Origin of the sequence: Pseudomonas sp. ICMP 10191 (assembly GCF_001467335.1) — a bacterium.
In the GTDB taxonomy this organism is placed as follows: Bacteria; Pseudomonadota; Gammaproteobacteria; order Pseudomonadales; family Pseudomonadaceae; genus Aquipseudomonas; species Aquipseudomonas cerasi.
Genome location: NZ_LKGW01000104.1, coordinates 52,930 through 74,402 on the forward strand (window position 1 = coordinate 52,930; position 21,473 = coordinate 74,402).

Here is a 21,473-nt window from a genome sequence, read left to right on the forward strand (position 1 = left end):
GGGTCACTCCTGTGCGATCTTCAGCGTGCCTGGCGGTACGAAACCCGGGTGGGCCAGCCGATTGCGCTGCACCATTTCCTGCGCCCGGCTGGCGTCACCGAATCGGCGATAGGCCAGCACCAGCGCGGGCAAAGGCTCGGAGACCTTCATGTCCACCAGACGTACACCGGAGGCCGCCACCGCGTTGAGGTGCCTGATCAACGCCTGACGCAACGTGTTGAGCGCCAGGTAATGTTCGGGATCGGCTTTCAACGACGCTTCCCAGATCGCCAAACTCAGCGTGTCACGCAGTTCGATGACGTCATCGGCAACCGGCACATCGACGCGCTGCAGCGCTTGCGTCACTTGCTGATCCAGCGACGGCACCACTGTGAGCGGCGTGACGGTCGTCGCAACCGGCATGCTCGCGACGATTTTCGCCACCTTGACCAACAAGGCATCCTGAACCAGATTGGCCGCGGCCTGAGCCGTCACGCCGGTATCCAGCCCGCTGCCCTGGCTAACCAGATTGATGCCGGACACCGCTTCCGCCTGTTGCGTGGCCTCGGAAATCACGGAGCGATAATCGACCGTTTCAACAGAGGACACGCCGCCATTGCTGCCGGACCTTGCTGCCGTGCTGCTCGCAGCGGTGCCGTTACTGCCACTCGCGGAACCGCTGCCTGAACCGCCCCCTGTCGAGCTGCCGGAACCTGACCCGGCATTCGTTCCGGTACTCGCCCCGCCAATACTGCTGGTGCCGTTCGCTCTTCTGGCTCGACGGCTGTCGCCGTCGAAACTGGCGAAGAACGTGGTAAACAGCGTGCTGACCGTCAACGGCGCATTGACCAGCGAATGCACCAGCGCGGTGACATCCGAATAGATCGTCATGAACGGTGTGAACTGCCGCTGAATGGTCGCGAATACGCCCGACAAGGCACTGCGCAGCGCCTGAATGTTGATACGTACCGCGTCCACTGTGGCCATCACCGAGCGGTAGCGCCTGAGCGCCGAATCCAGCAGGCTCTCGGACGCGCCCAGCAACTGCCGTCGCGTATTGAGCGTCGACACGGGAAACTTGAGCGGGTTGGCCGGATAGAATTTCAGGTCCAGTCGGACGAGTCCGCCTTCGTTCAGGTTGTGTGTGACGCCGCACTCGCCAACCTGGACCTGCACACGACCCAGCCACGGATGCACCAGCTCGCCGGCACCTTCCTGCTCCAGTGCCTGTAGCAGCCTGTCTCGCTGTTCGAAACAGTCGGGACCGACAATGAACCCCGTCAGCGTATGCACTTTCGACTGTTTGCCCAGCGACTCGAAATAAGGCTCGTCGCGTTGTGGAAACTCATGCAACTGCCCCTTGCGACCTGCCGGAACGACGGCTTTTTCAATGAAAAAACCGACGCCACGGAAAGACGCCGGCAGCAGGCTGTCACGCCATGTACTCATGATCCGGCTCCTGCGCCGAGGGTTCGATAACCGACGTTTGGCGATATCGTCAAACCCGGCTGGTTGGTTTGCACTTGTACGGCGCGCATGCCCAACGGCGCGTTTTCAAAGCGAATGTTGAGCTCGCCTTCAAGTCGCGGGCCGGCCCCGGCTGCGCCCTGTTGCAACAACAGGCTGCCGGGCGCCAGCGGGGTGGGTACGCCGAGCAATTGGCTGGTCGACGGCACGCCAGTGGCCTGATTGAGCAACTGCTGATTCATGCGAACGTTCTCGACGGCACCGGCCGCCAGAAACGCACCGGTCCCGCCGCCCGGCCCTGCGTTGCGTATCCGCTGTTCTTCCGCGAACCGATTGGCCGTCTCGGTCGCCCTCTGCAGGACGGTCTTATCAGTGTCGCCACCAAACCGGCTCATGATCGGTTCGATGAATGGCTTGATGCCCGCCCACAGACCTGCGAACCAGGTTTTGATCGGCTGCCAGTTCTCGATGACCATGCCCAGCGGCGAAAAACTGAACAGCGTTGCCAGCACATCGGTAAACGGTTGCGCCTCGGCCTTGATGGTTTCCCACAGGCCGGCCAGGTACTCGGACAGCGGCTGCCAGTTGGCCACGACCATGCCCAACGGCGTCCAGGCGAACAGCGTCTGCAGGAAGTCGAAAAACGGGGTTGCCAGCGCCTTGATCGCGTCCCACAGCGCAGCAAAGAACTCGGACAACGGCTGCCAGTTGGCTGCGATCATGCCCAGCGGCGTCCAGGCGAAGACCGCCTTGAGTACGTCCCACAGCGCCATCACCGGTCCGCGAATCGCCTCCCAGACCGCCTGGAAATAAGGTGCGACGGTCGACCAGTTGGCGATCAGAAAACCTGCCGCCAGCGCGAGGCCGCGCACGATCAGGCCCAACGGTGACATGCCCATGACCGCAGCCAGCAGCTTGGCGGCACTCGTCGCAGCGAGAACGGCGACTTGCAGCACGCCGAAAGCAATCGCGGCGCCCACGACGCCCTTGATCACCTCTGGATGTTCGGCCGCCAGCGCGGCGACCTGAGAAATCATCGGCCCGATCACGGCCATTGCTTCGTTCATCGCCGGCAGGAACATACTGCCGATATTGATGCCCAGACGATCGACACGGTTGGTCATCTCTTTGATGGCAGTGGCCGTGGTCTGGGAGTTGTCTGCGAACTCCTTCTCGATGGAGCCGCTGTTTTGCACGCCCTCCCCGACCTTGGCCAGGTTGGACCTGAGCACATCGAGGTGGGCCAGCAGCGGCGTGATCGCGCCCAGCGATTCGGCACCGAACAGCTGCGTGATGACGTCCGACTGTTTGCCGGGATCAACACTGGAAACCGCCGTCAGAACCTTTTCAATGGTCCCGGACGGGTCACTCTGCATGCCTTGGGTCAGCTGGTTGACGTCGAGCTGCAACGCCTCGAACGCCCCGGCTTTCGCCGCGCCCCCTTCGGTCAACGACTGCATGAAACGCTTCATGCCGCTGGCGGCCACATCGGCCGGCACATCGACGCTGGCCAGGGTTGCGCCCATGGCCGCCAGTTGCCCGGAGGCCATCCCCGCAACCGGCCCGAGCGGGCCCATTGCAGTGACCATGGTGGCGATTTTCTTTTCCAGGTTGTTGCCGCCGAGCACGTTGATCTTCTCGGACAGCGCCGCGACTTGCGGTTGAGTCATCTGGAACGATGAGCGCCACGAAGCCATCATGTCGCCCGACTCGGCCGCCGTCTGATCGAATGCGACACCCATTTTCACGGCGTCGCTGGCAAACCCGGTCAGTTCTTCGCGCGGTACATTGGCCTTGGCGCCCGCGGCGACAATCGCCGCGATACCGTTGGCGCTTTCCGGCAGTCGTTCACTGAGGTCCAGAATGTCGGAACTCATCTGCTGGAACTGTTGCGGTGTTTCAAAGGTGACCGACCGTTTCACGCCGGCCATGCTGGTCTCGAAACCGATCGCTGCCTTTACCCCGGCAATCAAGGGCTCTGCCAAAGCATTGCCCTTGATCATCTCGCCCACTTCGACGTTCCCAAGACCAGAGCCCTTAAGCCTGTCCTCGAAGCCTTCAACGTTGTTGCGGATAGTTGCCAGCGTTGGAGACAGCTTGTCGACGCCGGTAATCAGCGTCTTGATAGTGTCTGCCATCACTCCCCCTGCAGGATCTGGTTGATGCGTTGCGTCTGCAAGATCGACTCGGTGATGACGTCCAGCTGCCTGGACATCATCAGTTCGGGATCGGTCTTCCAGAAATACGCGAGGTCGTAAACGACGGCGATCAGTCCTTCGAGGTTGCTGATGCCGCTGCCATGAAAAAACTCGCAACCTTCCAGCTCAACGTATTGATGTCGCACAGGTCCATCTGATTGACCGACGAGGGCGGGATGCCGGCGCAGACGGCGATGTACTTCGCCGCCACGTCCAGATCCAGGGAAACTTCCTCGTTCTTGTCGATCCTGTACGGCAGAGCCTTGATGGCCCGCGCTTCCTGCGCCGTAGGGCGCCGGAAGGTCAGTTGCGAAAGGGTTTCGCCGTGCGCTTCGATCGGGCTGGCCAGGTCGATGACTTCACTCATTGCCAGCTCCCCTGATTGCCGTCGAATTGCAGCTCGATGGTGCCGTCGTCAGCTTTGCTGCTCGGCGTATCCACCAGGTAGGCGCCGGACAGGACGTAGGTCTTGCCGTTCTTGAATTCACAGGTGATGGTCATGTCCACACCGGTAGTGAGCAGCTTGAGCGGCAGATCCGCGGTATGCACGGCGGTGAATTTCAACCAGGCAGCCTTTTCGGTTTCCTTGTAGTAACCAGGCACGACCGTCTCGCGCTTGATGTTCATCAGAGGCGCTTCGCCGCCGCCGCTGATGGTCAATTGGGTGCCATCCACTTTGATGTAGCAGGTACCCGCAACTTTCTGACCCATGTTGTTTATCTCCAGAATGAAAAAACCCGCACGAGGCGGGCTTGAAAGGGTTGGTTAGGCTTATGCCGCTTCGTCGTACTGCAAGCGGAACTGGTTGAGCAGCGCGAACACGCGCAGGCCGTTGATGTAGTCAGGCGGGAACATAACGTTCACGCGGCTTGGGTCATTGCCGTCACGCTCGACGATCAGGTGCTGGGCGAACGTTTCGGCGTTCTCCACATGACCCTCTTCTTCAAGACGTGCGTATTGCGCAATCAACTCGCCACGGATGGTGCTCGGCGTGATGATCGGCTGGCCGGCACCGAAGCGCGTGCCATCGTTGGCCAGCTTGTGGCGGCCGTACTTGCTGGTGATGATGCCTTGCAGACGACGGATGATGAACGCCGACTGGTGCATGGTTTCACTGTCCAGGTACGAGTTGTCCGCCTGGCCGTAAGCGTTCTTCTGGTAGGTGGTGATCGAACGCTGAATGCGCACGTAACCGCCTTCGTAGTACGCCGTGGCGATGCCGTAACGCAGCAGCGACTCACGCTCGGTCAGGGTGAAACGCTGACTGGCCGGAGCCGGATCGATACCAGGCATGGTGCCGCTCTGGGTCGGACGGCTGGCGTCGGCAGAAATGAACACCGCCGTGCGCGCAGCCAGGGCAGCGGCTTGCAGCCAGACAGGTTGCGGCACACCGTTTTCGACACCCTGCAGGGTGATGTGCTGATCGTTGCGCAGTTGACCTGCGGCCACCAGCGTACCGACCGTGCCGCGCTTGGCGCTGTAAACGTGACCGTACAACTGACGCGCCCAGCTCCAGCGACCGGTGCTGTCGTCCATTGCCGCTTTCCAGGCATCCAGCGTGGCGGTGTCGGTCCAGGGCATGCAGATGAACTCGAACGGCTCATCGCCCAGCGCAGCCAGTGCCTTGAGCTGATCAGGCGTACCTACGCCACCGGTCATGGCGGTGACTGCCGCCGTCAGGCCGGCAGGAATGACTTCGCCATTGGTCTTGCCCTGGCGATTGAATTCCAGCTGGATGTCATTGCCGCTTGCCCCGCTCCATTTGCAGGAAAGGGTCAGCACACCCGCTTCGACAGCCGCGGTGATCGGCAGATCAGGTGTGGCGTTGATTTTCACCGACAGTGCCGTGGCCGCCTGGGCAGCGGTTGCGCCGTTAACGACAGTGGCCTGCACTCGCATGCCGCCGACATACAGGTTCAGCAGACCGGCTTCGGTCGCCGCCCCGCTGAGGGTGACTTTCGCGCTGGCCTTGGCGCCTTCGGTATTGAGCAGCGGCAGGCACCAGACTTCGCCGGTGGGGTCCGCCTTGCGCCAGGTTTCATACATCGAGGCCAGCATGGAGCCCTGACCGCCGATGTTTTTCGCCAGCGCCACGCTTGGCACCAGCACCAGAGAACCCAGTTCGGGGCCGGACACATCGTCGTTGACCTGCGCAACGATCAGTCGACGCATGCTGGCCGACGCGCTGTTGGCGGCCGAGTTGTCCATCTCCGCATAAAACAGCGGAACGCGAACATCGGATGGAATGTTGTTAAAGCTGATAGCCATTGTTTGGCTTCCTCTTGGTTAAGCCGTGAAGGCTTGATGGGTGGTGGTGGATTGCTCGGTTTTAAGGGTGATGTCGCCGTCGTTCTGACGACGCTGCCACCAGGCGTTGAAGGTCACCTGCCGGCCTTCGACGGGCAGCAAATCGCCCGCCTCCGGATCCGGCACAGTGCGGCCCTCGGCCGGTACTACAGTGATGCGTTGAGTCATGGGGTTACCTCTGCTGTGAACTTCGCTTCGATACGGCCATCAGGGCCGGGGGATTTCAGGTTCGGATCTGCGGGGTCAACGCAGTCCATCTCAATGGTGGCGCCGGTAAACCCGGGCAAACCATCCAGATACGCTTCGTGCCAGGTCTCGGCAGGCTGATCGGAGGTATTGCGGCCCAGTTGAAACTGCGCTGCAAAGCCGAAGCGATACGTCACCCGGTCGCCGCTGATCTGCACCAGCGCGCCACCGGTGTACTGCATCGCGTCGTAATCGTGATCCGGGTTCCAGCCCACCAGCGCACGCCACAGTTCGGCGCGCAGGGCATGCAGTTGCTCACTTGCTTCCTGCCCGCGCTTGTCACCGCCATCGAGCACCACCACGACATCGATCGTGTCGGTGATGTTCTGGCGAATGACGTTCTGCAAATCGTTGGCGGTGGACTGATCGCCAGTGGCAATCACGTACGCTGACGGGTGGGCGAGCTGATCACCGAGGGCGACCGCCGCCCAGTCGATACCGGCACTGATTCGCCCGGCAAAGCTCGGGCAGGTCGCCTGCAAGTGGGCAACTATCGGGGTTATCTTCATGAGGGGTTCCGCGTGTGTTGAAGGTTGATTGCGGCGTGGGAAACGCCTACTGGTTCGCCTTGCCCAACGCCTCATCAGCCTTGTCTGCAGCACGGCTGGCCGTGTGAGCGGCCTGATTGGCAATTGATGCAGCACTCTCGACCTTGTCTGCCGCCTGGGTGGTGGTTTCGGCCAGCCTGTCCAGGCGCCGGTCGCGCTTGCCCAGTGCCGCGTCGTAGGCATTGCGAACCTCGGCCAGCTGCTGCGTATGCTCGGCATTCGCCGACCACTGCCCGGCCTGAAAACCGAGCATCAGGCAGCCAGCGATCAGCAGCACGGAAATCAGCCAGACCTCCAGGCGCCGCCACCAATGGCGAGCGATGAAATCAATTGCGCATCTGTGCATCGTTTGCACCTCCGAGTTGGGATCGCAGCCGGGCTATTTCGGCGCTTTGCGTGGTGACCTTGTCGGTGAGTTGAACGATGTGGCTGGTGAGGGCTTCGATCTTGCCCTCCATCCGCCCAACCGCTGCGGCGAGCTCGTTGCGCTCCTTGGCGAACTGATCAGCCCGCGCTTCAGCTTCCTTGCGCGCCTGGCGCTCGGAGTCGAGCAGTTCATTGAGGCGGCGCACCGTACCGATGTCCGCGTTGTCCATCGCCCGGTCTGTTGCATCTCTGGAAAGAAACTTGCGCAGCCATAGAAAGCCGCCAAGCAGAATTGTGCCCGTGCCGCCCAGCCAGGTAGCTGTGCCTGGGCCTAGGTCGGTTGGGTCCATTGGTGCTCCGTAATAGGGTGGTGGACTCTCAAGGCCCTCGAAAATCGAAAGCCTGAATAAACTGGAAAGAGCCCCTTGATGCGGGGCTCCGTTGCTGGGTCAGAACGGAATGACTTGCACCGTCATGCCTGTGCATAACCCCACAGGGCAATACGCTCGGCAAAGTACGGTGTGACCAGTGCGACGGTCTCCGCCTGATTGCTGGCCTCCAGGCTCATCTTTTCGCCATCGGTGCCTGGCCCTGTGACCCACAGTGTCACTGGCACTTTTTCCGCCTTCGCTTTATCGAGCAGGTTTTTCAGCGCGGTGCGACCGGCAGCCGTTGGCGGAATCCCTGTTTCGCCGATAAATGCGGCCATCTTGTTGGTCTTGGCATAGGTCAGAAACGGACCCACGATTTCATCGCGCAGAACGGTCGGCGAGATCAGGTCGTTGTTATTGGCGTAGGCACCGCTGGAGCTTTTATCGTAATCGCCGTAAGCATGGGCTTCCCAGACAATTGCATTGGCCGGGTCGACGATCTTCGACTGAAGGTTGGCAGAGACGGTGGCCCAGTTTCTGGCGCTTGCAAACTCAAGCCCACAAATGAACACCGGCTTTTTCGAGCTGTTGCGCAACGCCTGCAGCACGGTATTCATCGTGCTGATGTACAGCGCCTCAAGAGCAGGGAACGTAATGTAGTCCTTGGCACCCACCGTAGTATTCGAATACGGCTCGTTACCCAACCCCCAGCCCAGCACCATCGGATCGTCGCATTCGGTGACCAGCTTCTGGTGAAAGTTGGCCAGGTGAACGGCGCTCCAGAAAGTGCCACTGACACCGTTCCCATCCTTGATCAATACCGACTCGGTTGCCTTCCAGCCGTTCTGATTACCGGCCTCCGCGGCAGGAAGAATGCGCCCGGTCAGGTTCCCGTTTGCATCGGTTTCGTAGCGATGCAAACGCATGTAGTGGTGCGGATCAGGAATGATTCTGGCCTCGCCATTGGAGTCTTCACGAATCCAGCCAAGCATTTCTTTCCAGCGCTTCACGAAGTCGGTATTCAGGTTCGCCCCTTGGCCTGGCAAGCCGTCCAGAGTCGACAGCTGAATAGCGCGCTGAAGTTCGAACGGGAAACGGATCAGACGCACGCCCCGATTCTTGACCCAGGTAGTGATGGTTCCACGATTGGGCCACTGATAATGAGTCCCTGCCTCGCCCGGCACGATCTGCCCGGCGTTTGCCACTGAACCCAGGTTGATACCTACCAGCGGAATATTCTTGAGCTGGCTGACAGCAGAACTGCTATTGGACATGATTAATACCTCTGGTTAGCACCGCGAGGCAGCAACGACGCTGCTGTACCTCTGTCGCTCAACGGCGATAACTCGAGGCTCGTGGCCTTCACATGATTCAACGTTCCGCAGCGGGAACATTTGATCTGGAGCTCTGTGTACTCACCCATGCGGGCCAGCAGCTTTTTGCACTGCCCGCATCGATAGTCCTTCAACATGTGCACTGGCCTCCGTGTGCCTGGCCCAATAAAAACCCCCGCCGAGGCGGGGTTTGAGATGGGTCGCGAGTGACCGGTTGTGGCTGTTGATCAGCCTGTTTCCGGCTGCTGCCCTGAGGCGCAAATCGCATATCGTGGGACCTTTTTACCCCCCTCCGGAAAGCCTGGGAAGGGGCAGTTTCGGGGTGGGTCGAGTTTGACCGGAGTTCAACACGAGTTCGGCCACAGCTGTGCAATCGACCCGGATAAACGGCGTGAAACCGTGTCTTCATTTACCCTTGCGCAGCCTTGTCGGCGACGGCGTTGTTGCTTCTGGAGGCGCTGCGCTCAGCGAGAGTCGCCAGCACTTGCTGGTGAAGCTTGTTGATCCAGTTGCGATAGGTGCGGTCTGCGCCTTCATTGATGCCCACCAGACGCATCTGCTCGCGCACCGGCAACGACTCGACATAACGCAATGTCGCCAGTTGCGCCAGTTCAGGCCCGCGGCTCTTTGCAGGGCTGCGCGAAAGCTGCGCCACAGCCGCCTCGACTTCGCTGCTTATATAGTCCAGGCCGCTGCCATTACCCACCAGTGCGCGCGAGCCGGGTGTGCGGCGCGGAATGTACGCGCCCCATTCCATGATCCCGGCCATCGGGCTGCTCAGTCCGCCGCCCAGGCCAATGCGCATGCGCTGTTCACCCCAATGCTGCATCACGGCTTCTATTTTCTCGATCATCGTGTCTCTCCTGTAGGACCTTTCTGAAACGCTGCGCAGCGTCTTTCGCTGCGCAGAACCAAGGCCTTACAATACATTTTGTATTTTTATGACACAACGAAGCATTACATTATGTATATTGCTCAACACCCTACAGCCTGTATGATTCGACGCATGAACAGAAAATGGTATGAAGTCGCAAGACAGGTCATGGAAACCCAGCAGATCAGCCAGGAAGAGATGGCTGAGCGGATGGGCGTGACGCCCGGCGCGGTAGGGCATTGGCTGAATGGCAAGCGTGAGCCGAAGATCGAGGTTATCAATCGATTCCTGACAGAACTCGGCCTGCCGATTCTCACCACCTCCATTCCGGCCAGCGAGCCCGGCATGCACAACGTGGAGCCCACGGTGCAGCCCTCGCGTTTCTATCGCTATCCGGTCATCAGCTGGGTAGAGGCCGGTGGCTGGAGTGAAGCCGTCGAGCCCTACCCTGCCGGCTATTCGGACACCTTCGAGATCAGCGACTATAAAGCCAAGGGCAGAGCCTTCTGGCTGGTGGTCCGTGGCGATTCGATGACCGCACCCGCAGGCCAGAGCATTCCTGAAGGCATGTTGATTCTGGTCGACACCGGAATCGAGCCCACTGCCGGCAAGCTGGTCATCGCCAAACTGCCGGAAAGTAACGAGGCCACGTTCAAAAAACTGGTCGAAGACGCCGGACGCTACTTTCTCAAGCCGCTGAACCCCGCCTACCCGACCCTTGCGGTGACCGAGGAGTGCAAACTGATCGGTGTCATCAGGCAGATGACGATGCGTCTCTGACCCGGCATGCCACGTCCAAGCCCCGATAACCGGGGCTTTTTCATGCGCCACTGTTTCGTCCCGGGCAGGTGTCCGTGTAGGAAACATTTGTAGCTTGCGTGAGAAACACCCCTCAATTACTGTATGCACATACAGTAAAAAGGAGTTCACTCATGCTCAAGCAGTTCCCCGACACCTCGCAACATGACGCTTACCTGGCCTTGGCACAGCGCATTCAGGACGCTATCACCAGTGACAAGGCGCAGATCGAGCATCAGGTCCTGCTGATCAGGGAGCCTGGCGAATCGGTGGCTCACTGGGAGCGCATCATGGATCAGATCAGCGAGGCCGAAGGTATCAGCGTGACCCGCAATCCTGAAAACGGCACTGCTCGCGTGTCCTGGTACATCGATTCCCTGTGAGACGAACAATACAAATCGTATTTAAAATACAAACTGTATTGTCACGACGCGCTACATATCGTATTGTTTGTCTGCACCCCATCTCGGGAGTACTCACATGCAAACCACAGGGAGTCATGGAATGAACGAAATACTGGATCAACTTCGCAAAGAATTCGCCACGCCGTGCCCTTCACTGAGCGCCGTCCGAGAGCGTTATTTTTCGCACCTGTCGAACGACAGGAATCTGCTGCGCAAGATCAACGCAGGACGCATCGACTTGAAAGTCAGCCGCACAGGCGGCAGTCGTCAGGGTCACCCCTTCGTGTACCTGCATGACCTGGCTAACTACCTGAGCGCCATCGTGACCAACAGGGCAGCCTGAGGTCAAAAAAGCACCGCCGCAGCGCGATAATGTTCATCGAACTTTGCAGTCATGAAAAATCTTGCTACGTTTCCGGTACAAAACAAAAACAATCGGGATCCGTTCATGACCAAGACATCAAGGCGCTGGCCCTTCGCGGCCTGCCTGTTATCGCTTGCCTGCGGCAGCGCTGCTGCCGCGCCCTATTCGACCATGGTGGTGTTCGGTGACAGTCTCGCCGATGCCGGGCAGTTTCCGGACACCGCCGGGCCCAGAGGCTCCACGCTCAGGTTCACCAATCGTGTCGGCCCCACCTATCAGGACGGCAGCGGTGAAGCGTTCAACCTGAACTCGTCTACGCTGATCGGCAGGATGCTCGGTGTGCCGTCAGGAGATCTGGCGGCGTCGACGTCACCGGTCAATGCTGCGCTGGGAGTGCCCGATGGCAATAACTGGGCGGTCGGCGGCTATCGGACCGATCAGATTCTCGACTCGATCAACTCGCAATCCACCGTCGTCGACCCGAACACCGGCACGCTGCTGCGCAGCCGGACAGGTTATCTGCCCGCCAACGGTTTTCGCGCTGACCCCAACGCTCTTTACTACCTGACCGGAGGCGGCAACGACTTTCTGCAAGGTCGCGTGTTGAGTGCCAGCAGCGCCGCGCAAGCTGCCAATCAGCTGGCGGACAGCGCGCAAGCCCTGCAACAGGCCGGTGCGCGCTACATCATGGTCTGGTTGCTGCCGGACATCGGTAAAACGCCAGCCTTGAGCGGTTCGCCACTGGCTTCGGCCACCTCGGCACTCAGCGCGGGTTTCAATCAGCAACTGGTCAGCCGACTGGCGCAGATCAATGCGCAGATCATTCCGCTGAACGTTCCGTTGCTGATCAATGAGATCCTCGCTGAACCGGCACGCTTCGGGTTCGATCCCAACGAGAATCTGGTCAGCACCTGTTTCAGCGGCAATAGCTGCCGGGAAAGCACCACCAACGGCAGGTCCAGTGCGACGCCGAATCCGAACCGGCTGTTCTTCAACGATCGCGTGCACCCGACCGAGGCCGGACAGAGGTTGCTGGCCGACTACGCCTACTCGCTGCTTTCGGCCCCTTGGGAAGTCTCCCTGCTGCCGGAAATGGCCAATGGCACGCTGCGTATGCATCAGGACGAAATTCGCGCCCAGTGGCTCAGCGACTGGGGCAACTGGCAAGGTGTCGGGCAGTGGCAGAGCATGCTTTCGGCAGGCGGTCAGAAAATGGACTTCGACGCGCAGGACAGCTCGGCTGATGCTGACGGAAGAGGCTATAACCTGACCATAGGCGGCAGCTACCGGTTTGCCGAAAACTGGCGCACAGGGATTGTCGCCGGCGCGTATCGCCAGAATCTTGAGGCCGGCCCAAGAGACTCGGACTACAAACTCAACAGCTACATCGCCACTGCGTTCCTGCAGTATCAGGCCAACCACTGGTGGGGTGATCTGGCAGTGTCGGGCGGCAAACTGGACTACGAAAATGCCGAGCGCAAGTTCGCGCTGGGCGTCAGCGAAGGTCAGGAAAAAGGCGATACCGACGGTGAAATGTGGGCTGCCAGCGGGCGAGTGGGCTTCGACATCGCGGGCCCGACCAGTCGCTGGCATCTGTCGCCTTTCGTCAGCGCCGATTACGCGCACATCGATGTCGATGGCTACTCGGAAAAAGGCGACCGCTCGACCGCGCTGACCTTCAGTGACCAGACGCGCAAATCGCGGCGTGCAGGCGTGGGTGTACAGGGCAAATTCCAGGTGACACCGAGCACACAGGTATGGGGAGAAGTTGCCCATGAGCGGGAGTTCGAGACCGATCAGCAGGACGTAACCATGGCGCTCAACAGTGTCCAGTCAGTGGGTTTCACGCTGGAAGGCTACACGCCGCAACGCGACCTGAACCGGGCAACGCTGGGCGTCAGCCAGAAGCTGACTCAGGACCTGACACTGCGCGGCAATTACAACTGGCGCAAGAACGATGACGTTACCCAGCAAGGGGTGAATGTCGCGTTGAGTCTGAGTTTTTAGACTGCCGCAGGAGGGAGCGTGAGGGACGATGATCTGACTATCGTGCCCATGCTCCGCGTGGGCATGCCTTTCTGGACGCTCCGCGTCCTATCCTGAGAACTGCGGCGCAGTGCGGATCTGTGACGCGGAGCGTCACCCACGGCATTCCCACGCTGGAGCGTGAGGAACGATAATCTCAACTATCGTGCGTGGCGCTTTTTCAGGGTTTCACTATCGTGCCCATGCTCCGCGTGGGCATGCCTTTCTGGACGCTCCGCGTCCTATCCTGAGAACTGCGGCGCGGCGCAAATCTGTGACGCGGAGCGTCACCCACGGCATTCCCACGCTGGAGCGTGAGGAACGATAGCTCTCTAACTACCGTTCATTACCAGAGCAGCAAGCCTGCTCAACCCTCGGCAGTTTGCGAGGCCAGGGCCACGGCGCGGAACATGGCGCGGCGTTTGTTCAGGGTTTCTTCCCATTCCAGCACTGGCACGGAGTCGGCGACAATGCCGCCACCGGCCTGTACATGCAGCTCACCGTTCTTGATTACCGCAGTCCGAATCGCAATCGCCGTGTCCATGTTGCCGTTCCAGGCCAGATAACCGACTGCCCCGCCATAGACGCCGCGCTTGACCGGCTCCAGCTCATCGATGATTTCCATGGCGCGGATCTTCGGTGCTCCGGACAGGGTGCCGGCCGGCAGAATCGCGCGCAGAGCGTCCATCGCGCTCAGCCCGCTTTTCAACTGGCCTGTAACGTTGGACACAATGTGCATCACGTTCGAATAACGCTCGATGACCATTTTCTCGGTCAGTTTGACCGTGCCAATCTCGGACACCCGACCGGTATCGTTGCGGCCAAGATCGATGAGCATCAGGTGTTCGGCGATTTCCTTGTGATCGGAAAGCAGGTCTTCTTCCAGCGCGCGATCCGCCTCTTCGGTGGCGCCACGAGGGCGAGTACCGGCAATCGGACGCACGGTGATCAGGTTGTCCTCGACCCGCACCAGCACTTCCGGCGAACTACCGACGACATGGAAGTCGCCGAAGTTGAAGAAATACATGTAAGGCGTCGGGTTGAAGCAGCGCAGCGCCCGATACAGATCGATGGGCGCGGCGCTGAAATCGATGGACATGCGCTGTGACGGGACAACCTGCATCACGTCGCCAGCGAGGATGTACTGCTTGATCGTGTCGACCGCCGCCTCGTAATCATCCTGAGTAAAGCTGGAGCGAAACACCGGGTCGGCAGCCGGAGGCCGGTCCAGATCAAGACCGCGGCGCGGCGTGATCGGCTGGCGCAGCTTGTGCATCAGTTCATCGAGCTGCGCCACACCACTTGCGTAGGCGTCCTGCTGCGCTGGATCAATCAGCACGATGGCGTGCATCTTGCCCGCCAGGTTGTCGAACACCACGACCGCGTCAGACACCATCAACAGGATATCCGGCACGCCCAGCGGGTCAGGATTCGGGCAGTTGGCCAGACGCTTCTCGACATAGCGCACACAGTCGTAGCCAAAGTAGCCCACCAGCCCGCCGTTGAAGCGTGGCAGCCCGGCAATCGTCGGCACGTTATAGCGCGCCTTGAAGGTCTCGACGAAGTCCAGGGGGTCTTCGACATCCAGGCTTTCGATCTCGACGCCATCATGGGTCACGCTGACGTGATGACCATGCACGCGCATCACCGTGCGGCATGGCAGGCCGATGATCGAATAACGCCCCCACTTCTCGCCGCCCTGAACCGACTCCAGCAGGTAGGAGTTGGGCTGGTCGGCAAGCTTGAGGTAGATCGACAGCGGTGTGTCGAAGTCGGCCAGGGTTTCGCGGGCAAGCGGGATGCGGTTGTAGCCTTCAGCGGCCAAACGCAGGAATTCTTCACGGTTCATGAGCAACCTCGTGGTTTGAGGACAAAACGGTCAGGTAGGCAAACGTGCCGGCAGGCCGGCCAGAATCAGGTCAGGCGCGCCAACGCCAGCGGGCCAGGGCCTTGATGACTTTCATCCAGAGTTTGCGAGTGACCACCACGATGGATTCTCTTGAGGAGGGACGTTTGATGTCGGGCAACAGTATCTCAGCGTCCATGTCCAGGCAACCGGGAATCAGCCTGCGCAGATCATCGATGACCATCGCCGGGTTTTCCTCGGCAATCGGCCGCCCATGGTTATAGCCATAGCTCAGCGCGACGCAGGCCACACCGGCAGCCTTGGCCGCCTGCACATCACTGCGCGAATCGCCAACGAACAGTGATTGCGAGGCCGGTACGCCGGCCATTTTCATCACGAAAAACAGTGCAGCAGGATCGGGCTTTTTCTGGGGCATGGTGTCACCGCCGATGATCCAGCGAAAGAAACGCCCCAGTTTCATCTCGTCCAGCAGCGGCGCGACGAAGCGCTCCGGCTTGTTGGTGATGAGGGCCATTTCGACACCCATTTTCTGCAGCCACTTGAGGGTTTCGCGCACGCCGGGATAGACCACGGTGAACTCATGCTTCTGCGCATAAGCGCGCATGAAGATCTCCAGGCCCTGCTCGGCCAGCGCGTCATCGACCCCGCTGTGGTCGAGGTTGTTGGCCAGCGCGCGGCGTACCAGCATCGGCGCACCGTTGCCCACCCAGGACCGCACCGATTCCAGCCCGGCGATCGGACGCCCCAGCTCGGCGAGCATGGTGTCCACCGCCACGGCCAGATCGGGCACCGAGTCCACCAGGGTGCCGTCCAGGTCGAACATGATCAGCTTGGGAAGTTTGCCTGCAAACAGCTGCTCGAAGCCGCTCATGCGCGGGATGACGCCAGTTCTGTGCGCATCTTTTCGATCACTTCGCGGTAGTCCGGTGCATTGAAAATGGCTGAACCGGCGACGAAGGTATCAGCACCTGCCGCTGCAATTTCGCGGATATTGTTGACGTTCACGCCGCCGTCGATTTCCAGGCGGATGTCGCGTCCGGAAGCATCGATCAAGGCGCGTGCTTCACGCAGCTTGTTGAGCGTGCCGGGAATGAACTTCTGCCCGCCAAAACCGGGGTTGACGCTCATGAGCAGGATCATGTCGACCTTGTCCATGACGTATTCGAGCAGGTTCAACGGCGTGGCCGGGTTGAACACCAGGCCCGCCTTGCAGCCACCCTCGCGGATCAACTGCAGCGAACGATCAATATGCTGGGTCGCTTCCGGGTGAAAGGTAATGTAGGTGGCACCGGCCTCAATGAAGTCGCCGATGATGCGATCCACCGGGCTGACCATCAGGTGCACGTCAATCGGTGCGGTGACGCCATATTTGCGCAACGCGCTGCACACCATCGGACCAATGGTCAGGTTCGGGACATAGTGATTGTCCATGACATCGAAGTGGACAAAGTCGGCGCCGCTGGACAGCACGTTGTCGACTTCCTCACCCAGACGGGCGAAGTCAGCGGAAAGAATCGATGGGGCAATAACGAAGGGCTGCATGACGCACCTGTTTGAGCAGAATCACGGTGCGCGGATTGTACGCCAAGCTTCGCCCGGAGCGGTAAGCCTCAAGCTGCACGCCAATGGATTCGCCCTGGCTGGCCGCTTGAGACTTGTCGCGCTCGGTTACTGAGCCGTTCTGAGTTTTTCGCTGCGCCCGCGTAACCACTCAAGCACCAGCAGCAAGACCACCGAAAAACCGATCAGCAAGGTCGCAGCGGCGGCGATGGTCGGGCTGAGGTTTTCGCGAATGCCGCTGAACATCTGCCGAGGCAAGGTGGCTTGTTCCGGCCCGGCGAGGAACAGCGTGACCACCACTTCGTCGAACGAGGTCGCGAAGGCGAACAGCGCGCCGGAAATCACCCCCGGCGCAATCAGTGGCAGGGTCACGCGCCGGAAGGCGGTCAGTGGCGACGCACCAAGGCTGGCAGCCGCACGCACCAGATTGTGATTGAAACCCTGCAAGGTCGCCGACACGGTGATGATCACGAACGGCACACCCAGCACCGCATGGACCAGAATCAGCGAGGTGTAGCTGTTGCCCAGGCCCAGCGGCGCGAAGAACAGGTAACTGGCGACGCCGACAATCACCACCGGCACCACCATCGGCGAAATCACCAAGGCCATGACCAGCGCCTTGCCAGGGAAGTTGCCGCGGGTCAGGCCGATCGCTGCCAGCGTGCCGAAGCCCATCGCCAGCAGGGTCGCGGCCGGGGCGACGATCATGCTGTTCTTCAGCGCGCGCATCCACTCGGCGGAGTTGAAGAAGTCCTGATACCACTGCAACGAGAAGCCTTGCAGCGGGTAGACCAGAAAGCTGCCGGAGTTGAATGACAGCGGCACGATGACCAATACCGGAAGCACGAGAAACAGCAGCACCAGGGTGCAGATGATGCGCAAGGCGTAGTACCAGAGGCGCTCGATCGGCGATGTGTAAGGGTTCAGCATGGTGACACTCCTCAGCTCAGACGCAGGCGGCTGGCGCCGACCAGCCAGCTATAAATCAGGTACAGCACGATGGTCGCCAACAGCAGCAGCCCGCCGAGCGCGGTGGCCATGCCCCAGTTGATGCTGGTGTTGGTGTAGAAGGCGACGAAGTAGCTGACCATCTGATCGTTCGGGCTGCCCAGCAATGCCGGGGTGATGTAGTAGCCAATCGACAGAATGAACACCAGCAGGCAGCCGGCGCCGATCCCGGCGTAAGTCTGCGGGAAGTACACGCGCCAGAAGCTCGCAAACGGGTGGCAGCCCAGCGAAATCGCAGCGCGCATGTAGGTCGGGGAGATGTTCTTCATCACGCTGTAGATCGGCAGGATCATGAACGGCAGCATGATGTGCACCATCGAGATGTACACGCCGACGCGGTTGAAGACCAGCTCCAGCGGCTTGTCGATGATGCCCATCGCCAGCAGCGCACTGTTGATCAGACCGCTGGACTGCAACAACACGATCCAGGCAGCCACGCGCACCAGAATCGAGGTCCAGAACGGCAGCAGCACCAGAATCATCAGCAGGTTGCTCTGCCGGGCGGGCAGGCTGGCCAGCAGATAGGCCAGCGGATAAGCCAGTACCAGACAGATCGCGGTAATCACCAGGCCCATCCAGAATGTGCGGGCGAAGATGTCCAGATAGATCGCCTGGTCCGGGGTCGCCGGGGCGACTTCGCCGAGGTCATCGATACGATGGTCGACGGCCGCCAGCAGGTAATACGGCGTAACACTGCTGGTATTGCGGCGCACCGCCTGCCAGTACGCCGGGTCGCCCCAGCGCTCGTCCAATGCTTCGAGCGCTTCTTTATAAGAGGCAGGCTCGGTCTTGAACGGCAGCGCGCGGGCGGTCTTGCTCAGCAGGCTGCGATAACCGGCCAGTTCCATGTTCAAACGCTTGGACAGATCGCCCAGCGTGGAATTCTTGCGTGTTTCGGCCAGGTCCAGGCTCATTGCCTTGTAGACCGACTCGGGCGGCAGCCCTTTTCCATCCCACTTTTGCACTTCGACCACAGTGGTCGGCAGTGCAGTCACGACTTCCGGGTTGCCAACACTCTTGTAGAGCAGCGCGGCGATGGGCACCAGAAACACCAACAACAGGAAAATCACCAACGGCGCGATCAGTGCCTGAGCCTTCCAGCGGTTGACCCGCTCGGCGCGAGCGAGACGTTGCTTCAAGTTGGGGCTGGCGCCTTCAGTCAGGGGCACGGCGATGGCCATAGCGAACTCCGGGATCTTTCAACGAGGGGGCGCTCCCCGTTTCAGGGAGCGCCCGGTTCTGACTCAACGCAAATGACTTACTTGGCAGCCCAGGCAGTGAAACGCTGCTCGAGGGATTCGCCGTTGTCGGTCCAGAACGCCACGTCCATCTGCACCTGATCCTTGATGTTCTCAGGCGTGGTCGGCATGTTCTGCAGGGTTTCCTTGTCCAGCAGCTTGACCGCCTGGGTGTTGGCCGGGCCGTAGGCAATGTTCTGCGAGTAGGTCTTCTGCTGATCGGGGCTCAGCATGTAGGCGATGAACTTCTTCGCGGCATCGGCGTTTTTCGAACCCTTCGGGATGGCCCAAGCGTCGAAGTCGTACACGCCGCCAGCCCACACGACCTTGAGGTTGCTTTCCTTCTGCACGGCGGCGATCCGGCCGTTGTAGGCCGAGCTCATCACCACATCACCGGAAGCCAGGTACTGCGGCGGCTGTGCGCCAGCTTCCCACCACTGAATGTTTGGCTTGAGCTCATCCAGCTTTTTGAACGCGCGGTCCTGGCCATCTTTGCTGGCCAATACCTTGTAGACGTCTTTCGGCGCAACGCCGTCGGCCATCAGGGCGAATTCCAGGGTGTACTTGGCGCCTTTGCGCAGGCCGCGCTTGCCTGGAAATTTCTTGGTGTCCCAGAAATCGGCCCAGCCGCTGGGTGCAGTGCTGACCTTGTCAGCGTTGTACGCCAGCACGGTGGACCAGACGAAGAAGCCGGCACCACAGGTGGTGATGGCGCCAGGCACGAAGTCAGCAGCATTGCCCAGCTGTTTCGGGTCCAGCTCTTCGAACATGTCTTCGTCGCAACCACGCGCCAGTTCCGGCGATTCGACTTCTACCAAGTCCCAGGAAACGCTCTTAGTGTCGACCATGGTTTTGACCTTGGCCATTTCCCCGTTGTACTCACCGGCGATGATCTTGCCGTTGCCGGCCTTTTCCCAAGGCGCGTAAAACGCTTTTTCCTGAGCGGCCTTGTTGGCACCGCCAAAGGAGATGACGGTCAGGTCGGTGGCAGCCATGGCCTGCGCGGCGCACATCAGGCCCAACGTGATAGCGGTGAACTTCAAAGACTTCAACATAGGTTCTTTTCTCCACGAGCAGTGTTGGTAAGCGATTGGGATGGGCGATCAGGTCGCCTCTGTTATTGCTTTTATTGATAGATCAATGCACTTGCTGCAAGGGGTCGAGCGCGCGGACGTGCTCGACTTGCCAGCCGATCGGCACGACATCGCCCACGCTGAGCGTCGGGTCCAGTTCAGCAATCGGCTGTTTGACGAAGAAGTCGTTCTTGCCTGCCACTTCCAGGCGCACGCGAACGTGGTCGCCCAGATAGATGAACTCGGCCACACGACCGGAAAACCGGTTGGCACAGCTCTCGCTGCGACCATTGAGGTTGATGCGCTCGGGACGGATCGACAGGGTCACCGGACCGCCAGGCTGACCGACGTTGATCGCCAGTGCGTGGACTTTCTCGCCACGCTCCAGCTCGACCACGCAGCGGTCGCCGTCCTGGCTGACCAGACGTCCATTGAGGCGGTTGTTCTCGCCGATGAAGTTGGCCACGAAGGTGTTCTTCGGCTCTTCGTACAGGCTGCGGGGCGGTGCGATCTGCTGGATCTCGCCCTGATGGAAGACGGCGACCCGGTCGGACATGGTCAGGGCTTCGCCCTGGTCGTGGGTCACATAGACCACGGTCACGCCCAGGCGCTGGTGCAGGTGCTTGATCTCCATCTGCATGTGTTCGCGCAGCTGCTTGTCGAGAGCACCGAGCGGCTCATCCATCAGCACCAGCTGGGGTTCGAACACCAGCGCGCGTGCCAGCGCCACGCGTTGCTGCTGGCCACCGGACAACTGCGCCGGGTAGCGATGCGCAAACGTGTCCAGCTGGACCATGCCCAGTGCCTTTTTGACCTTCTCGCCGACGTCGGTCTTGCTCATGCCACGCACCGACAACGGGAACGCCAGGTTCTCGGCCACAGTCATGTGCGGAAACAAGGCGTAGTTCTGAAACACCATGCCGATGTCGCGTTTGTGCGGCGGCACGTTGTTGATGGCGCGGCCACCGAGGAGGATTTCACCAGCCGTCGGGGTCTCGAAACCGGCCAGCATCATCAGGCTGGTGGTCTTGCCCGAGCCGGACGGACCGAGCAGGGTCAGGAACTCGCCCTTGCGAATGTCCAGGTTGAGGTCTTTGACGATCAGTGCTTCGCCGTCGTAGCTCTTCTGCACACCACGAAAGCTGACCAGAACATCATTTGCTCCAGCGCTTGTATCGACGTCGCTCATTACCCACACCTTTGTTTTGTCTGCGTGGGCTCAAGCCTAGAGCAGCCCGAAGCCCCGGCAAATCGGGGGCCGGGAGAGAATCGCCTAGGCTGGCTGGAAGGCCAGGGGTAGGGATTGCCCTACAGAGATGGCGCGATTGGATATGTCGGTTCCTCCCCTTCTCGACGCGCGGCATCGCAAGAGGACGCAGAGCGTCCCGAACGGCATGCCCACGCGGAGCATGGGCACGATAGCGTTCTCAAGGACGCCTATCGCTC

Annotated in this window: 23 protein-coding genes; 4 read left to right on the forward strand and 19 right to left on the reverse strand. The window is 60.4% G+C overall.

The features are described from left to right. Window positions 1-3 precede the first annotated feature (3 nt). The 12 genes from AO388_RS11325 to AO388_RS11380 form a co-directional block, all read right to left on the reverse strand. The gene (locus AO388_RS11325; RefSeq protein WP_058416471.1) at window positions 4-1,428 is read right to left on the reverse strand and encodes a DNA circularization protein; all 1,425 of its coding nucleotides are present in this window, start codon (window positions 1,426-1,428) and stop codon (window positions 4-6) included. After that, window positions 1,425-3,584, reverse strand: a complete 2,160-nt coding sequence (locus tag AO388_RS11330; RefSeq protein ID WP_058416472.1) for a phage tail tape measure protein — start codon at window positions 3,582-3,584, stop codon at window positions 1,425-1,427. Before AO388_RS11330 ends, AO388_RS11325 begins: the two co-directional genes overlap by 4 nt. Before the next feature lie 130 nt (window positions 3,585-3,714). Beyond that, window positions 3,715-4,011 (reverse strand): phage tail assembly protein, encoded by a 297-nt coding sequence (locus AO388_RS11335; RefSeq protein ID WP_003316280.1) that lies wholly within the window; start codon window positions 4,009-4,011, stop codon window positions 3,715-3,717. Next, the gene (locus AO388_RS11340; RefSeq protein ID WP_003372729.1) at window positions 4,008-4,355 is read right to left on the reverse strand and encodes a phage tail tube protein; all 348 of its coding nucleotides are present in this window, start codon (window positions 4,353-4,355) and stop codon (window positions 4,008-4,010) included. Before AO388_RS11340 ends, AO388_RS11335 begins: the two co-directional genes overlap by 4 nt. Before the next feature lie 60 nt (window positions 4,356-4,415). Continuing rightward, entirely contained in the window at window positions 4,416-5,912 is a 1,497-nt protein-coding gene (locus AO388_RS11345) for a phage tail sheath subtilisin-like domain-containing protein (protein ID WP_058416473.1), read from the reverse strand. An 18-nt stretch (window positions 5,913-5,930) separates the two neighbouring features. Next, window positions 5,931-6,119, reverse strand: a complete 189-nt coding sequence (locus tag AO388_RS11350) for a DUF2635 domain-containing protein (protein ID WP_003419716.1) — start codon at window positions 6,117-6,119, stop codon at window positions 5,931-5,933. Beyond that, window positions 6,116-6,706: a phage tail terminator protein gene (locus AO388_RS11355; protein ID WP_003433201.1), complete on the reverse strand. Its 591-nt coding sequence runs from the start codon at window positions 6,704-6,706 to the stop codon at window positions 6,116-6,118. The genes AO388_RS11350 and AO388_RS11355 overlap by 4 nt, the downstream gene beginning before the upstream one ends. 46 nt (window positions 6,707-6,752) lie before the next feature. Further along, entirely contained in the window at window positions 6,753-7,091 is a 339-nt protein-coding gene (locus AO388_RS11360) for a hypothetical protein (RefSeq protein ID WP_003372736.1), read from the reverse strand. Next, entirely contained in the window at window positions 7,072-7,461 is a 390-nt protein-coding gene (locus AO388_RS11365) for a hypothetical protein (RefSeq protein ID WP_003411734.1), read from the reverse strand. The genes AO388_RS11360 and AO388_RS11365 overlap by 20 nt, the downstream gene beginning before the upstream one ends. Window positions 7,462-7,583: 122 nt before the next feature. Further along, window positions 7,584-8,756: a cellulase family glycosylhydrolase gene (locus tag AO388_RS11370; protein ID WP_016982694.1), complete on the reverse strand. Its 1,173-nt coding sequence runs from the start codon at window positions 8,754-8,756 to the stop codon at window positions 7,584-7,586. 2 nt (window positions 8,757-8,758) lie between these two features. Further along, window positions 8,759-8,953 carry a Com family DNA-binding transcriptional regulator gene (locus tag AO388_RS11375; RefSeq protein ID WP_003372742.1) on the reverse strand — a complete coding sequence of 65 codons (195 nt, stop codon included), beginning with the start codon at window positions 8,951-8,953 and terminating at the stop codon, window positions 8,759-8,761. A 272-nt stretch (window positions 8,954-9,225) separates the two neighbouring features. Then, window positions 9,226-9,669 carry a hypothetical protein gene (locus tag AO388_RS11380; protein ID WP_058416474.1) on the reverse strand — a complete coding sequence of 148 codons (444 nt, stop codon included), beginning with the start codon at window positions 9,667-9,669 and terminating at the stop codon, window positions 9,226-9,228. A 189-nt stretch (window positions 9,670-9,858) separates the two neighbouring features. Between AO388_RS11380 and AO388_RS11385 the strand changes: the two genes are divergently transcribed. The 4 genes from AO388_RS11385 (at window position 9,859) to estP (ending at window position 13,263) form a co-directional block, all read left to right on the forward strand. Next, complete coding sequence (locus AO388_RS11385; protein ID WP_003372744.1) at window positions 9,859-10,470, forward strand: LexA family protein; 612 nt, start codon at window positions 9,859-9,861, stop codon at window positions 10,468-10,470. 152 nt (window positions 10,471-10,622) lie between these two features. Next, window positions 10,623-10,871 carry a DUF1654 domain-containing protein gene (locus AO388_RS11390; RefSeq protein ID WP_002551908.1) on the forward strand — a complete coding sequence of 83 codons (249 nt, stop codon included), beginning with the start codon at window positions 10,623-10,625 and terminating at the stop codon, window positions 10,869-10,871. A gap of 121 nt (window positions 10,872-10,992) precedes the next feature. Further along, window positions 10,993-11,235 (forward strand): pyocin activator PrtN family protein, encoded by a 243-nt coding sequence (locus tag AO388_RS11395; RefSeq protein ID WP_003316268.1) that lies wholly within the window; start codon window positions 10,993-10,995, stop codon window positions 11,233-11,235. Window positions 11,236-11,340: 105 nt separating this feature from the next. Beyond that, entirely contained in the window at window positions 11,341-13,263 is a 1,923-nt protein-coding gene (gene estP / locus AO388_RS11400) for an esterase EstP (protein ID WP_058416485.1), read from the forward strand. A 385-nt stretch (window positions 13,264-13,648) separates the two neighbouring features. Here the strand turns inward: estP and trpE are convergent, their stop codons facing one another. The 7 genes from trpE to AO388_RS11435 all read right to left on the reverse strand — a co-directional run bounded on the left by trpE (window position 13,649) and on the right by AO388_RS11435 (window position 21,216). Beyond that, window positions 13,649-15,130, reverse strand: a complete 1,482-nt coding sequence (gene trpE / locus AO388_RS11405) for an anthranilate synthase component I (protein WP_003433217.1) — start codon at window positions 15,128-15,130, stop codon at window positions 13,649-13,651. Between the two features lie 70 nt (window positions 15,131-15,200). Continuing rightward, window positions 15,201-16,019 (reverse strand): phosphoglycolate phosphatase, encoded by an 819-nt coding sequence (locus AO388_RS11410; RefSeq protein WP_058416475.1) that lies wholly within the window; start codon window positions 16,017-16,019, stop codon window positions 15,201-15,203. Continuing rightward, entirely contained in the window at window positions 16,016-16,690 is a 675-nt protein-coding gene (rpe, locus tag AO388_RS11415; protein WP_003304938.1) for a ribulose-phosphate 3-epimerase, read from the reverse strand. Before rpe ends, AO388_RS11410 begins: the two co-directional genes overlap by 4 nt. A 126-nt stretch (window positions 16,691-16,816) precedes the next feature. Next, a complete protein-coding gene (locus AO388_RS11420; RefSeq protein ID WP_003394916.1) occupies window positions 16,817-17,638 on the reverse strand; it encodes an ABC transporter permease in 822 nt (273 codons plus the stop codon). Window positions 17,639-17,649: 11 nt separating this feature from the next. After that, on the reverse strand, window positions 17,650-18,897 hold the full coding sequence (locus AO388_RS11425; protein WP_003372759.1) for an ABC transporter permease: 1,248 nt from the start codon (window positions 18,895-18,897) through the stop codon (window positions 17,650-17,652). Between the two features lie 77 nt (window positions 18,898-18,974). Beyond that, window positions 18,975-20,009: a polyamine ABC transporter substrate-binding protein gene (locus AO388_RS11430; RefSeq protein WP_003433222.1), complete on the reverse strand. Its 1,035-nt coding sequence runs from the start codon at window positions 20,007-20,009 to the stop codon at window positions 18,975-18,977. Between the two features lie 82 nt (window positions 20,010-20,091). Further along, window positions 20,092-21,216 carry an ABC transporter ATP-binding protein gene (locus AO388_RS11435; RefSeq protein WP_003372763.1) on the reverse strand — a complete coding sequence of 375 codons (1,125 nt, stop codon included), beginning with the start codon at window positions 21,214-21,216 and terminating at the stop codon, window positions 20,092-20,094. Between the last annotated feature and the right edge of the window lie 257 nt (window positions 21,217-21,473).

Bases quoted from the DNA above. Each gene is read 5' to 3' on its own strand.
- AO388_RS11420 (WP_003394916.1), bottom strand. From the start codon at position 17,638: ATGCTGAACCCTTACACATCGCCGATCGAGCGCCTCTGGTACTACGCC.
- AO388_RS11325 (WP_058416471.1), bottom strand. From the start codon at position 1,428: ATGAGTACATGGCGTGACAGCCTGCTGCCGGCGTCTTTCCGTGGCGTC.
- AO388_RS11385 (WP_003372744.1), top strand. From the start codon at position 9,859: ATGGAAACCCAGCAGATCAGCCAGGAAGAGATGGCTGAGCGGATGGGC.
- AO388_RS11350 (WP_003419716.1), bottom strand. From the start codon at position 6,119: ATGACTCAACGCATCACTGTAGTACCGGCCGAGGGCCGCACTGTGCCG.
- AO388_RS11435 (WP_003372763.1), bottom strand. From the start codon at position 21,216: ATGAGCGACGTCGATACAAGCGCTGGAGCAAATGATGTTCTGGTCAGC.
- AO388_RS11340 (WP_003372729.1), bottom strand. From the start codon at position 4,355: ATGGGTCAGAAAGTTGCGGGTACCTGCTACATCAAAGTGGATGGCACC.
- rpe (WP_003304938.1), bottom strand. From the start codon at position 16,690: ATGCAGCCCTTCGTTATTGCCCCATCGATTCTTTCCGCTGACTTCGCC.
- AO388_RS11430 (WP_003433222.1), bottom strand. From the start codon at position 20,009: ATGTTGAAGTCTTTGAAGTTCACCGCTATCACGTTGGGCCTGATGTGC.
- AO388_RS11425 (WP_003372759.1), bottom strand. From the start codon at position 18,897: ATGGCCATCGCCGTGCCCCTGACTGAAGGCGCCAGCCCCAACTTGAAG.
- estP (WP_058416485.1), top strand. From the start codon at position 11,341: ATGACCAAGACATCAAGGCGCTGGCCCTTCGCGGCCTGCCTGTTATCG.
- AO388_RS11410 (WP_058416475.1), bottom strand. From the start codon at position 16,019: ATGAGCGGCTTCGAGCAGCTGTTTGCAGGCAAACTTCCCAAGCTGATC.
- AO388_RS11375 (WP_003372742.1), bottom strand. From the start codon at position 8,953: ATGTTGAAGGACTATCGATGCGGGCAGTGCAAAAAGCTGCTGGCCCGC.
- AO388_RS11360 (WP_003372736.1), bottom strand. From the start codon at position 7,091: ATGCACAGATGCGCAATTGATTTCATCGCTCGCCATTGGTGGCGGCGC.
- AO388_RS11355 (WP_003433201.1), bottom strand. From the start codon at position 6,706: ATGAAGATAACCCCGATAGTTGCCCACTTGCAGGCGACCTGCCCGAGC.
- AO388_RS11330 (WP_058416472.1), bottom strand. From the start codon at position 3,584: ATGGCAGACACTATCAAGACGCTGATTACCGGCGTCGACAAGCTGTCT.
- AO388_RS11390 (WP_002551908.1), top strand. From the start codon at position 10,623: ATGCTCAAGCAGTTCCCCGACACCTCGCAACATGACGCTTACCTGGCC.
- AO388_RS11395 (WP_003316268.1), top strand. From the start codon at position 10,993: ATGAACGAAATACTGGATCAACTTCGCAAAGAATTCGCCACGCCGTGC.
- AO388_RS11380 (WP_058416474.1), bottom strand. From the start codon at position 9,669: ATGATCGAGAAAATAGAAGCCGTGATGCAGCATTGGGGTGAACAGCGC.
- AO388_RS11335 (WP_003316280.1), bottom strand. From the start codon at position 4,011: ATGAGTGAAGTCATCGACCTGGCCAGCCCGATCGAAGCGCACGGCGAA.
- AO388_RS11365 (WP_003411734.1), bottom strand. From the start codon at position 7,461: ATGGACCCAACCGACCTAGGCCCAGGCACAGCTACCTGGCTGGGCGGC.
- AO388_RS11370 (WP_016982694.1), bottom strand. From the start codon at position 8,756: ATGTCCAATAGCAGTTCTGCTGTCAGCCAGCTCAAGAATATTCCGCTG.
- AO388_RS11345 (WP_058416473.1), bottom strand. From the start codon at position 5,912: ATGGCTATCAGCTTTAACAACATTCCATCCGATGTTCGCGTTCCGCTG.
- trpE (WP_003433217.1), bottom strand. From the start codon at position 15,130: ATGAACCGTGAAGAATTCCTGCGTTTGGCCGCTGAAGGCTACAACCGC.